Source organism: Paenibacillus polymyxa M1, from assembly GCF_000237325.1.
GTDB classification, from domain to species: Bacteria; Bacillota; Bacilli; order Paenibacillales; family Paenibacillaceae; genus Paenibacillus; species Paenibacillus polymyxa_C.
Map to the genome: position 1 here is coordinate 1,440,874 of NC_017542.1, position 13,751 is coordinate 1,454,624.

Sequence of the window (13,751 nt, forward strand, 5' to 3'; positions counted from 1 at the left end):
TGGTCACTACATTGTTTTATTCGACAGAAATCGACTGATTTTATAGATGTAATCTTAAAAAATAATGAATCAAGGCATGTTTTAGGTACATTTTTTAAAAAATAGTTCTTAAGGGCTAATCACGGTATGAATATGCATACATAAAAAGCCAAATCAGAGATGCAAAAGCACCTTCATGATTTGGCTTGAGGCTTGAGGTGAGTATAAAGCAAATGGATCTGTTAATTTTTTTGCTGACGAGAAATCATAAAGAGTGTAACCCAGATAAGCATAAAACCAGTTAGTTGCGCTACGGTAACGATTTGTTGGAAAGCGATCCAGTTAATCACAACACCTACCATAGGAAAGCTCAATTCTGCCATCGTAGCATAAGAAGCTTTGGTTGTACTTAAGCCTTTGTAATACAGTAATAAGCTGAGAAGACCCGGAAGCAATGCCTGCAGCAGCAAGTTGATAATTACAGCTGCGCCCGCCCATGTACCTGTAGGCATATTCCACGGAGCATGCTCCACAGAGGTGAGAACAATGAGCAGAGGGAGCGCCACCATGAAGCGAAGGGAGGTTACCGTTTCATATTTCATCGAACGGAGCAAGTAGCTGCCCATAACGGTCGAACCGCCCCACAGAATCGCTGCACCCAGTGCAAGCAGACTACCAACTTGAACAAAATCATGAACATGTCCAAAGGGAAGCGACCAACCGAAGGTCAGAAGATACGTCCCGAACAGAGCGATGACAATTAATATTCCAAAATGACGCGGTAACATTTCTTTCAATATCACGCGGGCCAGAATAATAGCAACCAAAGGTTGAAGCTTCTGAAGTAAAAGTACGGCATTCAGATCACCGTTGCTGAGTGCCATGGTGAAAATCACACTGGCCAGTGCCGAGCCACCCCATGAGACAAACAAAATAGCGAAAACCTGACGAAATCGTATCGTTTTAAGCTCCTCGCGATGCTTCCACAGCATCGGCGTCAGAGCGATAAAGAGTAGCGCATGCTCCATCAGTACGATTTGTGCTGAGGTAAATGATTTTAACAAAATAATACGAAACAGCGGGTCTGCGCCCCACAAGGCCGCTCCAATCGCGACTAGCCAAAAACCGCTTTTCATGTGGGAGCTACGATCAAAATCCTTGGATGTTAGTACAGTTGATGATTGACTCATACTTATTTAGCTCCTTGCGAATACAGGACCGGTGGCACAAAAACCCCCGTCCATGGCGAAGGCCATGCAAGACGGGGGTTGATCAAATAAACTTGCCGTTTGATGCAAGTTAAATGAAGTCACTGCACAACCATAATGCAGTATTCATCGACTTTGCGGCATGTTCATATTTCGATCTTCTTCCATCCGGACTTTACCGTCGGCTTTGGCATCTCACCAAATCAGTCCGTATCCTGTTGCCGGATACAGAGTCGCGGGCTTAGCTCCATGAGCCATACCGCCGGTTGGGAATCTCACCCTACCCCGAAGATCCTTATTCCGTTTTTTAATTTCTCCTATAGGATATACCTGTTTTGGAATGAAGTCCAGTGAAAAATGTGTGTATATCAAGCAAGGATTTTCATCTTTTTATGAAAGCGTTCTATGTTTAATCCTTATTACTAGGCAATATCCTTATACTCAATGCGCCGAATTGCCGCATAAGCCACAAGTATTCCCAGCACAGAGAAGCTGATTTGCACGGGGGCAATGGAGCTAAGGGTAGCACCGTTATTATTGGAGAAAAGCAATGCTACAATCAGAATCGAGGTCACAATGGTCGTGGGTACAGAGTATCTTCGCATTCCCATATACAGCGGAACCAATCCCATAAAACTGGCGGCAACGGCATTGATTAGCGTGCGCGCTGATTGCTCGGCTAGTATGGAAAGAGTGAGCTTATCCGGTACAATTATGACAAACTGGTTGAGCAAATGGATCGCAGCCGTAATGATGATTTCCGAGATTACAATAGACAAGAATGTAAACAGCAGCACAATCAAGAGCTTGGCGATCATTAGCTTTTGACGATGAATCGGATACATGAACAAGATTGTAATCGATTTGGATTTAAATTCTCCTACGATAAAACGGCACAGTAGAACGGAGGCAAATACAATAAACGTTGCCCTCACCATATTGTCCATAAGATCGAGAAGCTGAGCGTACTGTGTAAATTCGGGTACTCCTTCATTTTGGCTGTCCAGTGCAATAGTACTGAGCAACCCTAGAATGCAAGCGTTGGCGATCAGTGCTGAACGGATATAACCCACCAGATGAAGCTTTTTCATCTCCAACTGTATCAATTTAAGCATGGTGATCCCCTCCATGTAACAGACGTAAAAAGTAGTCTTCCAGCGTACTGCTTTTCTGATGAATGGAATCGACCTCTACATCATTTAAAATGAGCGTTTTCGTAATTTGCTTCTGCGGTACACTAAGATCGTAAATACGTATACTCTGTTCATTGAGCACCCTTATATTATTCAGACTCAGTTGATGGGAGAGGATGTAGGCTGCTTTTTTACAATCGTTGGTCGTAAATTCGATATATTCCGTATTGGTATCCCGTACCTGTTCCATCGAAACTTCCTCAATCAGCCGTCCGTGATTAATCACGCCTATTGTATCCGCAATCTGCTCAATTTCCGCTAATAAATGACTGGACACGAGCAGCGTCATCCCATATTCCTTGCATAGCATATGGAATAACTGCCGAATTTCCTTGATTCCCACCGGGTCCAGACCGTTAATCGGTTCATCTAAAATGAGTAACTCAGGCTTGGTCGCAATGGCTCGGGCAATCCCGAGACGCTGCTTCATTCCGAGTGAAAAGTCTTTTACCGGCTTGTCATCTGCATTCCGCAAATTCACTAATTCCAGTGCATCCCGGACAGCCTGCTTATTATAATAGCCCATGTATTCACAATGAAGTTCGAGATTTTGCTGAGCTGTCAGCCTTTCATAAAAAATCGGATATTCAATAATCGAACCCATCCGTCCGAGCAGATGATAAGACTGTGGCGTTAGCTTTTCACCGAACAATTCAATCTCGCCCAAGGTCGGCTTGAGCAGGTTGGTAATCATTTTCATCACCGTCGTTTTGCCCGCTCCATTGGGACCGAGAAAGCCATAGGTTTCCCCCTTGCGCACATTCATACTGACCCCTGCTACAATTTCATTGCCCTTCATGGCTTTGGTCAGCTGATGTGTACGTAATATGTAAGTCATGGGTGTTCTCCCTTCGTGTGCTGTTGATAATTCAAGAATAAAGGGCGAAATGTTCATTTTTCTTTCGTAATCCTTACAAATTTATTAAGTTGAGCAGTTCGCTTAATAGTTGATCTTCTTCAAGGTAAAAGAGAAGACGGTCTGCTCATAAGGCTTGCTGGTCAATTGCATCTCTCCATTCATGCATTCAACCAGGCGCTTGGCAATCGTAAGGCCCAGTCCACTGCCCTGTACCGCCTTATTACGGGAATCCTCAAGTGTGTACATGCGTTCAAAAACCTTATCCTGCTCGGGCTCCTGTATGCCTTTTCCACGATCCCACACCTCTATACGCACCGTATCCTGCTGTTCTGACAGAGTCAGGCCTAGCGTTCGACCCTCTGCCCCGTAGCGAATGGCATTCGAAATCAGATTGCTCAGCACCCGCCCAATGGCTCCTTCGTTCCCCAAGGCATAAATGGGATGCTCCGGGATGTCAATATGTACCGTAAAACCCTGAGCCGTTAGCAGATCATAAAACTCCAAAATGCTGCGTCTGCATAGTTCTCCTATCTCCAGTCGGGTCAGTTGAATGTCAGTATCGTTAGCTTCCAGCTTCGCCAAACTAAAAAAACTTCCGATCAACTCAATTGCTTCGCTTGTCTTTTGATGAATTCTGGATAGCAGCTTTATACGTTCTTCTGGCGAAATATCTGGATCGCCATCCAGCATCTCGGCATAACCAAGCACAACGGTAAGCGGGGTCTTGAGATCGTGAGAAATATTTGAAATCATTTTGCGCATAGCGATTTGGCTCCGGTTGTAATCGGCTGATACCCTCAAATTTAAGTCTAGTAGCCGGTTGATCTCCGTCATGAGTCGCTGCAGTTCAACGTTACCTGTGACATATAGCAGTTTTTCTGCATGATTCACGGTCACGATCCGCTCTAGGGCGATTCGGATATCCTTTATTTTGCGCTTATAGGCTACACGTTCCCGCCAAAGCCATAGGATAACGACGGACATTATGAGGACGACAATCCATTCAAAAATAGTTTCGATGATCATATCAGCCATTCTCCCATTTGTAGCCGATGCCCCACAGCGTTTTAATATGGACAGGGTGAGAGGGATCTTCTTCAATTTTTTCACGTAGGCGGCGAATATGGACGTTAATCACATTCTCATCACCCATATAATCGTCTTTCCAAATAAACCCGTATAATTGAGCTTTCGTAAATACCCGGTTCGGATTGGATGCAAACAGCTTCAGAATATCGGATTCTTTGGCTGTTAGTTGAATTTCATTTCCATCGCGTATGACTGTAAAATGATCAAAATCAATGCGTAGATTTCCATAGGTCAAAACTTGTGCTTGCGGCTGTTCCTCCTGCTGTTGCAGACGGGCATATGTAGTCGATCTGCGGATCGCGGACTGAATACGAGCCGTCATTTCGAGCATTGAAAAAGGTTTGGCAACATAATCGTCTGCCCCGAAGCCCAGTCCAAGCGCTTTATCCACATCGCTGTCCTTAGCCGACATAATCAAAATCGGCACGGCACTACGGGTACGAATTTGTCGGATCACCTCCATACCATCGACCTTCGGCATCATCAGATCCACGAGTACCAGGTCGTAAGTGTGACGTTCAAAGGCATTAAGCCCTTCTTCCCCGTCAGAGGCGGTGGTTAAATTGTAGCCCTCCTTGGTGAGTGCTTTAAGCAGCATTTCAGCAATAGATAGATCGTCTTCAATAAGTAAAATATGCTGTGGCATAGGTGTGGAACACCCCTAATTTTTAGATTAGCTCGTGTGGCGAACTGTATCTGAATTATATAGAGTGGTGGAGGGGATTTCCATAAAAAATATCCAACGAATTTGAATAGGGGAATTTTTGGAGGAGCGTTAAAGGCTGTTTGTTTCCAAGCTCTCCAACATGATGAAAAGTTGAAAAACCTAAAATAGTTATCCTGTGTCCATCATCTTGTTTGGAGGCTAGCTATATTTCTTGAAAAATCAGCTGTACCATGGTAAGCGTCCTACTTTTGTAACAATTTTATAAGAAATTGTTTTCTGCTTTGGATTGCTGATAGCTAAAGAAATTCTGAATAGCTTTACTTCTATTGAAACATTGGATCAAACCAATGCTTAATTGATGGTATTTTAGCTAAGTCAATTATATGTAAACAGTTTCTTCCTGATACTTGGGATAGGGTTCGTAACACAATCTGCGTGGATCGCAGATAGCCTCTTTTATTAGGGCGTGTACGCAAAACCTATTTCATCCAAATCCTTATTTGAAATGAACGCCCACAAAAGGCATTTATTCCATTTGAGCGAGGTGTTATACTTGTTTCAGGAGAACCGTGCTGGTAACACGGCTCTCGGGCAGTCGCTTTAAATAAAGGCGGCGGCTTACAAGGTGGGCTTTATGGGGCAGACCGCATCCTTTGACCTGGGGCGGTCTGTTTCTCAAATTATAAACATTTACTTATACATATACGATTACATTTACGTATACGTAAATGTAACTTTTAAGCAAGCAAATAGACGGACGACTAAGACCGTTACCTTTTGAACGAGTATTGGAATTATTACTTATTATGAGACAGTCACCACGTCCAGTTAAGTCACCGTTAAATTTTCTTCGAAGAGCTATCCAAGAAGGTTGGAGTCCTGAAACAATGCCAGAAAAGGTTGATCGACACATGGAGTATGTGGAAGAGAATTATTATATTCGTAAGGGTTACACGATTGACCAAGCTCGGGAAATAGTCCAAAGGAATAGACGATAGCTTAGAATAGGAGAGTGTTAGGAATGGATATGAAGGATCAAATGAAAACGGAAAAAGAACAAAATGGACAAGCTACAAAAAAGGGCATGACGTTGGAAAACGTTTGGTTTGCTTCTAAGGAACACGGATTATACCCATATCATATCAATCACGATTTAAGACAGAGTGATTATTTTTATAATAAAAATTATACTCAATTTCACGAGCATGATTTTCAATCTATTGTGTTAAGAGTTTCAGAGGAACCAAAAGCATTTTACTTAACAGAATATGATAAGAAATATTATTCCACGCAAGAACTTGAAGTGATAGAGAAAATCAGTAAATAAAATGCTGTTTTTGTAAGGAGAAAAAACGTTAGGTTAAAATCGTATCCACCGCCCCCTTTTATACATTCTGCCGATCCGGCAGGGTACGAGAGGGCCTATGAAGACCTTCCTATGTAGGAAGGTCTTTCGGTTTTTTGCATGGTCCTATGATTCTGCTAACTCGCAGCCCAATTCAATCAAGTTCTTGTTTTCAGAATCTTTCTGCTCAGTCCAATAATGTTAGTTGTTATTCTTCTCAGAAGGCACAATCAGTAGCTGCTCATGAGCTAGGACATGTCTTAGGACTAGATGAAGACTTTAGTAAATGCTTGATGTATCCAACTACACCACAATGCTATGATAATTGGGGAATTTACACTCCACAGCCTAGCGAAGATGTGTTTGGTATTAATGATCTTTATTAATAAGGAACAGAATCAGAAGAAAATATTGTTATTACCCAATTAGGAATAAAAACAGACAATCCCTACCTTAAGCAAGGCGATGAACTCGTTTTATTTTTGAAAAAGGGACAAGATCCTAAAATTAATCCAATTTACTTTGTGGCTGGTGAATATCAAGGTAAATTTGACATTAAAAACGGAAACGTTTATGCGGTCAATCAGGCGTTAAAAGAACAAGCTAGTCTTAATAGTATTGACGCAGAAAACAATCCATATATTGATGGGCAAAAACTAAGTACATTTAAAGAAAATATTAAAAGTATAGTTAGTAGGCAAGAATAAAAAACTCTATTTAAACCGCAATACATTTGTGAATAATTAGAAAAGGCTTTGGCCTAAATTGTAAAAAGCTGACTTCTTACCCCGTGAAGTCAGCTTTTTAATACAGATTTTCTTATGATTTTGGCTTGAAGCAGTTAATCTGCTGACATGTGACCTAACTCTACTACATTCTTTTCTCAGTTAGAATTAACTATTCTTTTTTAGATAAAAGTGGAAACCTTGTAGAGGCAAGGCTTTCTCCAAAGTTACTATTAATATTCTCAACCTGAAGGCACTCAAGTAGATTTTTTTCTCCATCTCCAGCGTAAGATGTAATTAAGCTACTGGAAATTCACCGCCTTCCTATATCATACTGAAATAGTCTATAATCCGATGTTTGGAATACGGAGTTATAATATCCAGGGTATGCCTGATGTGAGAGACTAGGTATGCCAGATCACGAGCTACGGTACAGGACCGTCAATAAAGGAGAGCAATGATGTTTGTTATACGGGGAACAGAAAAACTGCTGAAGGAATGGGAGACTGAACCACTTCAAGTTGATATTTATCCGCCTTTGAATAGTTGGCATGCCAGATTGTTCTTACTAAATCGCAGAAAAAATATTGTGTTTATGCATGATATTTCCCGCTTAAGCGTCACGCTGTTTGGAATTAAAAAATCGCAGTACAAAAATCTGCCAGCTCTTTTTGTACAAACCTTGAAGGAATTAATGATCAGCGAAGGGTTTGATGAACAGATTGTTAAGGCATACATACAGGAAGGCGAGCAGATGCTGGCGACTACGACGAACAGACATAGTGTGATGGTAACCTTAGATGAGATTATATTTATTATGAAGGAACTGGATATGGAGCATGGATGCGAGCTGGAAAAGAATCAATGGAATAACCGAATTGTGTTCAAAACGGATCAATACAAGTACCCGATTGATGTTTTTAAGGAACTGCTAGAAAAGCATTATAAAGTAGAGAGTAGTTGAGCGTTTACATATGGATGGTTTGTAGTCCCAAGCTGTCCTGACTTTTAGAGGATTTATGCTGATTAGGACATGCCAAAAGAGTATCCTCAAAGTTCATGCGGGCAGGGGATGCCTTTTTTTATAACTCACAGGATAGCAACGCTTGCGATGAAATGAATCATAGCGCAATAAACGGTACACTTTGGTAGAATGAAATGATAAAGGGTTTGACACCATTGTTCAGACTTATAAAACGGGGGGTACATAACGAAGGATGAAGAGGATTATTGATGTTGCCAAAGAAGCAGGAATTGAAGAAGAGCATCTGGAGACGTATGGCAAATATAAAGCGAAGCTGAATCCATCTCTATGGGAGCAGTTAAAGGATCGCCCGAATGGAAAGCTGGTGCTGGTTACGGCGATGAATCCCACTCCGGCTGGAGAAGGAAAAACACTGACAACCATCGGGCTGGCACAGGCCCTAAATACGATGGGGCATAAAACCGTTGCTGCACTGCGTGAGCCGTCTCTTGGGCCTTGCTTTGGGATGAAAGGGGGAGCAACCGGGGGAGGACAGGCCCAGATTGTTCCGGCGGAAGACATTAATCTGCATTTTACAGGGGATATCCATGCCATTTCAGCTGCGCATAATTTGCTGTCAGCGATGATTGATAACCATTTGTTCCATGGAAATGCTTTGCGGCTGAAGCCAGACCGAATTGTGTGGAAACGGACTGTCGATATGAATGACCGGAGCTTGCGAAGTATTGTGACTGGATTGGGAACGGGGAATGGAGCGGTAAGAGAAAGCGGCTTTCTGATCACCTCGGCCTCCGAAGTCATGGCGGTACTATGCTTAAGTGAAAATATGGACGATCTTAAAGTACGATTGGGTCGGATGGTAATTGGCTATAACGAAGCCGGTGAGGCGGTAACAGCAGAGGAGCTGCACGCGGTGGAAGCTATGGCTGTGCTGCTTCGGGAAGCATTAAAGCCTAATCTGGTGCAGACATTGGAGGGCACTCCGGTTATTGTGCATGGTGGACCTTTTGCTAATATTGCCCATGGATGTAGCAGTCTGATGGGGACAAAGCTGGCGTTGAAGCTGGGAGAGGTCGTCGTCACAGAGGCGGGATTTGGGGCTGAGCTGGGAGCGGAAAAGTTTTTTGACATCAAGTGCCGCCAGTCCGGATTGCAGCCGGATGCGGCTGTGCTGGTTGTAACCGCCAAAGCGCTGAAATATAACGGCGGTGTAGCTAAACATGAGCTGGATGCGGAAAATCTGGAGCAATTGCAACTCGGATTAGCCAATATGAGCCGACATGTACGGAATTTGCAAAAGTTTGGTGTGCCTGTACTGGTGGCGATTAACCATTTTGTAACAGACAGCGAAGCCGAGTTGGATTTGATTTTCTCGGAATGCCGCAAGCTGGGTGTACCCGCAGAACTTTCACAAGTATGGGCGCAGGGAAGCCAAGGGGGAGAAAAATTGGCCCAAAGCCTGCTGAACTTACTTCAGGAGGACAAAGCACATTTTGCACCGCTATATGATCATACGCTTGATTTGCAAGCGAAAATTAGTGTCATTGCCAAGGAGCTTTACGGTGCGGCAGAGGTGGCTTACACGCCTGCGGCCAAACGGGCGTTGGCGGGTATGGAGCAGCTTGGTTTTGGACAACTGCCTGTATGCATGGCCAAAACGCCGTATTCTTTCTCAGATCAACCTTCCTTGCTAGGTGCGCCAGAGGGGTTCACCATTCACGTGTCCAGCGTATCATTGTCTGCAGGCGCAGGCTTTGTAGTCGTGGAAACAGGTAATACCATGACGATGCCAGGACTGCCCAAATCTCCAGCAGCTGAGCATATGTCGCTGGAGGCAGATGGGAGTATTCAAGGACTCATGTAGCATTTTTAGAAAAAATAGCAGCATTTCAGTATCAATGAATGAGCAGTTTGGGCAGTGCAGTGAGCAGCTTTTGCCGAGTCATGGCATCGCTCCAGTTCCAGCGGTCTGCTTCTACGAAATATACCCGGCCTTGACGTACAGCAGGGAGGCTGAGCCAGAGAGGGCTGTTGAGCATGTATTCCAGCGGTTGCTTGGAGTCTGGTGCTGTAGGGACGAGCATAAAAATGCGGTCTCCGGCGTAATCAGGCAATTCATTCGGATCAATTTCTGCGAAGCCTAGTCCCTCGTCAAGCACCTTACGGATTGGCTCTGCGGGTTGGAAGCCGTGCGGGTGGTAGAGGGCCGATGAGAATCCGGACATGCCCATGACAAAGAGCCGATCGCCATGATCGAAAATAAAGACAGAGGCGGTTTCTCCGGCTGTGATATGCGCACTGAGTTGGTTCCACATTGCCAGATTACGAGCGGCAAAGGTAGCTAACCAGCGTTCGGCCTCTCGTTCCTTACCGAGCCAGGCGCCAAGTGTACGCAGCCGTTCCTCCAGGGCGGCAAAGGAGTTAAAGGTGACGGTGGGCGCGATGCTTGCAACGCGCTCATATTCCTGTTCATCCGAGTTGGCGATGATAATCAGATCAGGATCAAGAGCGCTGATCAAGCGGGTATCTAGCGGAAGTCCTACATCAGTCACGTTCCCAAGACGATGTTTATAGACGCTGGATTCACTAAGCCGCAGACTTCCGCCGATGGCTTTGGCTCCTAACGCGAGCAGATCGCCCATCGTTTCTCCATGATAGATGATACGGCTCGCTTGGCGCGGGATATGAATTTGGTGGCCTGTCCAATCCTTAACGCACATAGAACCGGGAGCGGATAGCGCATATTGGCCAGGGGGAACCCCGGTCATTTGTCTAAAACGCCGATTAAAATAATATTCGTCAGAGAAACCCACCTGACGGGCAATTTCACGTAAAGGCCGTTTGCATTCCAGCAGCAGCCGCTTGGCATGAGTCAGGCGCAGCTCAGTGAGGTAATGCAGCGGCTTTTTGCCCGTTATTTTGCGAAACAACTGGGAGTATTGCCATATGGAAACGTTCGCCTGTTCGGCAAGCTGCTTGACGGTAATGGGCTTTTCGTAGTGTTTTTCCATATATGTAAGGGTGCTTTCCACCGATGCGGGCAATGTCAGATTAGAGTCATCGCTATGCTTAATAGGGACGTGGGCTTCCTGCCACAGCAAGAGCAGCTCTTGAAACATGATTTGCTGACGCAATGCAGAGGTTTGGCTATGCGGCTGTATTGTTTGTTGGGTGCTATAAAATAGCTCTTCAGCCAACTGAATAGGCTTGGAGGAAGAGGAAATGACGTATTCACGCGGTTCTGGCAGGACGGAGCCAAGATAAATGGATGGCATGCCCGTTGCGTTTTCAGCCAAGGTCATGTCTGATTGTGCCTCCAACGACATAGCAATGACTCTGAACGTGATTTTGTAGTATTCAGAAACAGTTCCCTCCAAGGGAGCGATTCGATAGGATTCCCCAGGAGTTAACCAATACCCATGACCTGAATGGAATACATATTGTTCTTGACCAATATCCACCTTTCCAGCCCCGCCGATGAACATAAGCAGACAGTGATCTGAACTTGGACGAGATGTTAGTCCATCACTGGACTCACTAGCCAACACAATTTCCTTAAAATGAAAAAGCAGTGAGTTGGGCGGGGGTGCATTTACAGACGAAGAAGGCTGATTCACGGTGTAATACTCCTTTTATTGAGAATGGTTATCATATATGCATAATAAGTATACCTCCTTTAGGTTCAACAAAAAAGAAGCCTATCAACAAGGGCGATAGGCTTCTCCAATCTTATTTTATGAGCTTGGGCAATTCCTCCAGCAGCCATTCTCGAGTAGAAGCATCACTTTCGGTTTTGCCAATGTCCTGCATGTACACATGTCCCTGCTTGACAGCAGGGAGCTGAAGCCACAGCTTGCTTTTCATTAACTGTTCGGTAGATTGGCGGGCTTCTGAGCTTGGACTGTTCAGTATGAAAATCCGATCTCCAGCGTATTGTCCGATTACTTCCTGTGATAATTGCACGAATCCTTTGTCCTCATCCAGTGCTTTCTGAATAAGAGGAGTAGGCTTGAGACCATTTTTTTCATACAGTATTTGCGACAAGCCTGTCCGTGCCATGACGAACAAACGGTCACCAGGATAGTAGGTAAAGACCGAAGCTGTTTCACCCGGTTTTACACCTTTCGCCTGAAGTTTGCTCCACATCTCTGCTTCCTTGATTTTATATTGGGCAAGCCAGTCTTCAGCAGTCTTTTTCTTGTTCACAATGTCTCCGAGATGTACCAAACGCTCGTTCAGCGGAGCAAAGGTATCGAACATAATTGTAGGTGCAATTTTTGATAACGCTGCGTATTGTTTTTCGTCCGTATCGGCGGTGATGATTAGGTCTGGTTGTAGAGCCAATGTTTTTTCTAAATCAATGGGAAATCCTAGGTCCGATACATTCTGAACTTTTTTTTCATATATCTTTCCCTCGATCATAGAAGTCGATGTACCAACAGCCTGTACGCCTAAAACCAATAGATCCCCATAGTTTTCTCCGAAGTAAGCAATGCGCCCAGGAGTCGTGGGAATGTCTACTGTATGTCCCTTATAGTCTGTGTAGGAGCGAGTTGTGGCTGTTTCCGATGTTTTTGTTGATGCTGTTGTGTTGCTGTTTGCAGTCTGATTGTTGTCTGATGCGCCGCACCCCAGCAGCAATGCCCCCATAAGAGAGAATAGACAGATCAGAGAAGTGTATTGTCGAGTAGGTTTTTTGTTAATCGTAGAGTTCTTGTTGATCATAGCAACCTCCGTATAATAGAATGATTCATAATATTGTAAATGAGAATTATTATCACAAAAGCAATGATAAGCGCTGAACCCTCAATACTCAATGGACAAACTTGGTCAATGCATCCGATTTTGTACAAAATAAGTCTCATGTGTTACTAGCTCATTTTATACTTCAAATTTTATTGATTTGTCATTTTTTATGGTATAGAATAACGTTTTTATACATTTGAAAGAGGTTTTGGAATGGCATTGTTTATTACATATGTTTTACTAGGTTTCTCTATAGCGTTACCTGTAGGTACTATTACGGTTGAAATGACGAAGCAAGGGCTAAAGAATGGATTTATGCATGGATGGATTGTGGGGCTTGGGGGAATGACCGTCGATTTGTTTTTAATCATTGGTTTATATTTTGGTCTGGCCTCTGTTCTGTCCTTACCTGTTGTACAGGTGATCATGTGGCTGGTTGGAGCCATATTTTTGTGCTACGTAGGGTACGACAGCATTAAAAATGCGGATCATGATATTGCGCTAGAAGGAGAGAAAAAGACAAAGTCATTATTTTCTTCCTATAAAAATGGGCTGCTTGTAGCTGTTTCACCAGGGAATTTAGTGTTCTGGGTAAGTGTTTTTGGGACTGTGCTGGCAAGTTCGTTTGATCGTTCTAATACAAGTCAATTTTTGATTGTTGGCTTAGGTATTTTGTTTGGTATTCTTGTCCATGATTTAGGCTTAATGACCCTCGTAGCAACAACACGAAAAGCCATGAACCGAACTGCCATCAAGTGGGTTACGATCTGTGCCGGCGTAGTTTTGATTGGTTTTTCGGTTTATTTCCTATATGAATTTATGGTTAGTCTCCAAAAGATTTTATAGCATTACACAAGGATACGCTCAAGCTTGTCATGCCAGTCTGCATAAATCGAACAAGTCCTTCATAGACATGTACTAATTCATTTAAAACATGTGCTGAAGGGGTTGATGA

The 13,751-nt window shown here is 43.8% G+C and carries 13 protein-coding genes and 1 riboswitch; of the genes, 6 read left to right on the forward strand and 7 right to left on the reverse strand.

The annotated features are described in order from the left end of the window. Window positions 1-221: 221 nt before the first annotated feature. The 5 genes from PPM_RS06230 to PPM_RS06250 all read right to left on the reverse strand — a co-directional run bounded on the left by PPM_RS06230 (window position 222) and on the right by PPM_RS06250 (window position 4,974). Window positions 222-1,169 (reverse strand): DMT family transporter, encoded by a 948-nt coding sequence (locus tag PPM_RS06230; protein ID WP_013369909.1) that lies wholly within the window; start codon window positions 1,167-1,169, stop codon window positions 222-224. Window positions 1,170-1,339: 170 nt separating this feature from the next. After that, window positions 1,340-1,484, reverse strand: a riboswitch (FMN riboswitch). 125 nt (window positions 1,485-1,609) lie between these two features. After that, entirely contained in the window at window positions 1,610-2,302 is a 693-nt protein-coding gene (locus PPM_RS06235; RefSeq protein ID WP_013369910.1) for an ABC transporter permease, read from the reverse strand. Further along, window positions 2,295-3,218, reverse strand: coding sequence for an ABC transporter ATP-binding protein (locus PPM_RS06240; RefSeq protein ID WP_013369911.1), 924 nt, complete (start codon window positions 3,216-3,218; stop codon window positions 2,295-2,297). Before PPM_RS06240 ends, PPM_RS06235 begins: the two co-directional genes overlap by 8 nt. 102 nt (window positions 3,219-3,320) lie before the next feature. Then, on the reverse strand, window positions 3,321-4,265 hold the full coding sequence (locus tag PPM_RS06245) for a sensor histidine kinase (protein WP_013369912.1): 945 nt from the start codon (window positions 4,263-4,265) through the stop codon (window positions 3,321-3,323). A 1-nt stretch (window position 4,266) separates the two neighbouring features. After that, the gene (locus PPM_RS06250; protein WP_013369913.1) at window positions 4,267-4,974 is read right to left on the reverse strand and encodes a response regulator transcription factor; all 708 of its coding nucleotides are present in this window, start codon (window positions 4,972-4,974) and stop codon (window positions 4,267-4,269) included. A gap of 1,042 nt (window positions 4,975-6,016) precedes the next feature. Between PPM_RS06250 and PPM_RS06255 the strand changes: the two genes are divergently transcribed. From PPM_RS06255 to PPM_RS06270, 5 genes are all read left to right on the forward strand, one after another. After that, on the forward strand, window positions 6,017-6,322 hold the full coding sequence (locus PPM_RS06255; protein ID WP_013369914.1) for a hypothetical protein: 306 nt from the start codon (window positions 6,017-6,019) through the stop codon (window positions 6,320-6,322). A 146-nt stretch (window positions 6,323-6,468) separates the two neighbouring features. Then, window positions 6,469-6,726: a matrixin family metalloprotease gene (locus PPM_RS30570; protein ID WP_155742191.1), complete on the forward strand. Its 258-nt coding sequence runs from the start codon at window positions 6,469-6,471 to the stop codon at window positions 6,724-6,726. A gap of 96 nt (window positions 6,727-6,822) precedes the next feature. Further along, on the forward strand, window positions 6,823-7,047 hold the full coding sequence (locus PPM_RS06260; RefSeq protein ID WP_013369915.1) for a hypothetical protein: 225 nt from the start codon (window positions 6,823-6,825) through the stop codon (window positions 7,045-7,047). 478 nt (window positions 7,048-7,525) lie between these two features. Continuing rightward, window positions 7,526-8,029 (forward strand): DUF6933 domain-containing protein, encoded by a 504-nt coding sequence (locus PPM_RS06265; RefSeq protein ID WP_013369916.1) that lies wholly within the window; start codon window positions 7,526-7,528, stop codon window positions 8,027-8,029. Window positions 8,030-8,282: 253 nt separating this feature from the next. Further along, window positions 8,283-9,914 (forward strand): formate--tetrahydrofolate ligase, encoded by a 1,632-nt coding sequence (locus PPM_RS06270; protein WP_013369917.1) that lies wholly within the window; start codon window positions 8,283-8,285, stop codon window positions 9,912-9,914. 31 nt (window positions 9,915-9,945) lie between these two features. On the opposite strand, the gene PPM_RS06275 is transcribed toward PPM_RS06270, so the two are convergent. Together PPM_RS06275 and PPM_RS06280 are read right to left on the reverse strand one after the other, a co-directional pair. Next, complete coding sequence (locus tag PPM_RS06275; protein ID WP_013369918.1) at window positions 9,946-11,667, reverse strand: helix-turn-helix domain-containing protein; 1,722 nt, start codon at window positions 11,665-11,667, stop codon at window positions 9,946-9,948. Window positions 11,668-11,779: 112 nt separating this feature from the next. Continuing rightward, window positions 11,780-12,775: an ABC transporter substrate-binding protein gene (locus PPM_RS06280; RefSeq protein ID WP_013369919.1), complete on the reverse strand. Its 996-nt coding sequence runs from the start codon at window positions 12,773-12,775 to the stop codon at window positions 11,780-11,782. Window positions 12,776-13,009: 234 nt separating this feature from the next. Between PPM_RS06280 and PPM_RS06285 the strand changes: the two genes are divergently transcribed. After that, window positions 13,010-13,642, forward strand: a complete 633-nt coding sequence (locus PPM_RS06285) for a LysE family translocator (RefSeq protein ID WP_013369921.1) — start codon at window positions 13,010-13,012, stop codon at window positions 13,640-13,642. The last annotated feature ends 109 nt before the right edge of the window (window positions 13,643-13,751 follow it).

Coding starts and splice junctions, on each gene's coding strand:
- PPM_RS06230 (WP_013369909.1), bottom strand. CDS start 1,169: ATGAGTCAATCATCAACTGTACTAACATCCAAGGATTTTGATCGTAGC.
- PPM_RS06270 (WP_013369917.1), top strand. CDS start 8,283: ATGAAGAGGATTATTGATGTTGCCAAAGAAGCAGGAATTGAAGAAGAG.
- PPM_RS06250 (WP_013369913.1), bottom strand. CDS start 4,974: ATGCCACAGCATATTTTACTTATTGAAGACGATCTATCTATTGCTGAA.
- PPM_RS06235 (WP_013369910.1), bottom strand. CDS start 2,302: ATGCTTAAATTGATACAGTTGGAGATGAAAAAGCTTCATCTGGTGGGT.
- PPM_RS06265 (WP_013369916.1), top strand. CDS start 7,526: ATGTTTGTTATACGGGGAACAGAAAAACTGCTGAAGGAATGGGAGACT.
- PPM_RS06255 (WP_013369914.1), top strand. CDS start 6,017: ATGGATATGAAGGATCAAATGAAAACGGAAAAAGAACAAAATGGACAA.
- PPM_RS06240 (WP_013369911.1), bottom strand. CDS start 3,218: ATGACTTACATATTACGTACACATCAGCTGACCAAAGCCATGAAGGGC.
- PPM_RS06285 (WP_013369921.1), top strand. CDS start 13,010: ATGGCATTGTTTATTACATATGTTTTACTAGGTTTCTCTATAGCGTTA.
- PPM_RS06245 (WP_013369912.1), bottom strand. CDS start 4,265: ATGATCATCGAAACTATTTTTGAATGGATTGTCGTCCTCATAATGTCC.
- PPM_RS30570 (WP_155742191.1), top strand. CDS start 6,469: ATGATTCTGCTAACTCGCAGCCCAATTCAATCAAGTTCTTGTTTTCAG.
- PPM_RS06280 (WP_013369919.1), bottom strand. CDS start 12,775: ATGATCAACAAGAACTCTACGATTAACAAAAAACCTACTCGACAATAC.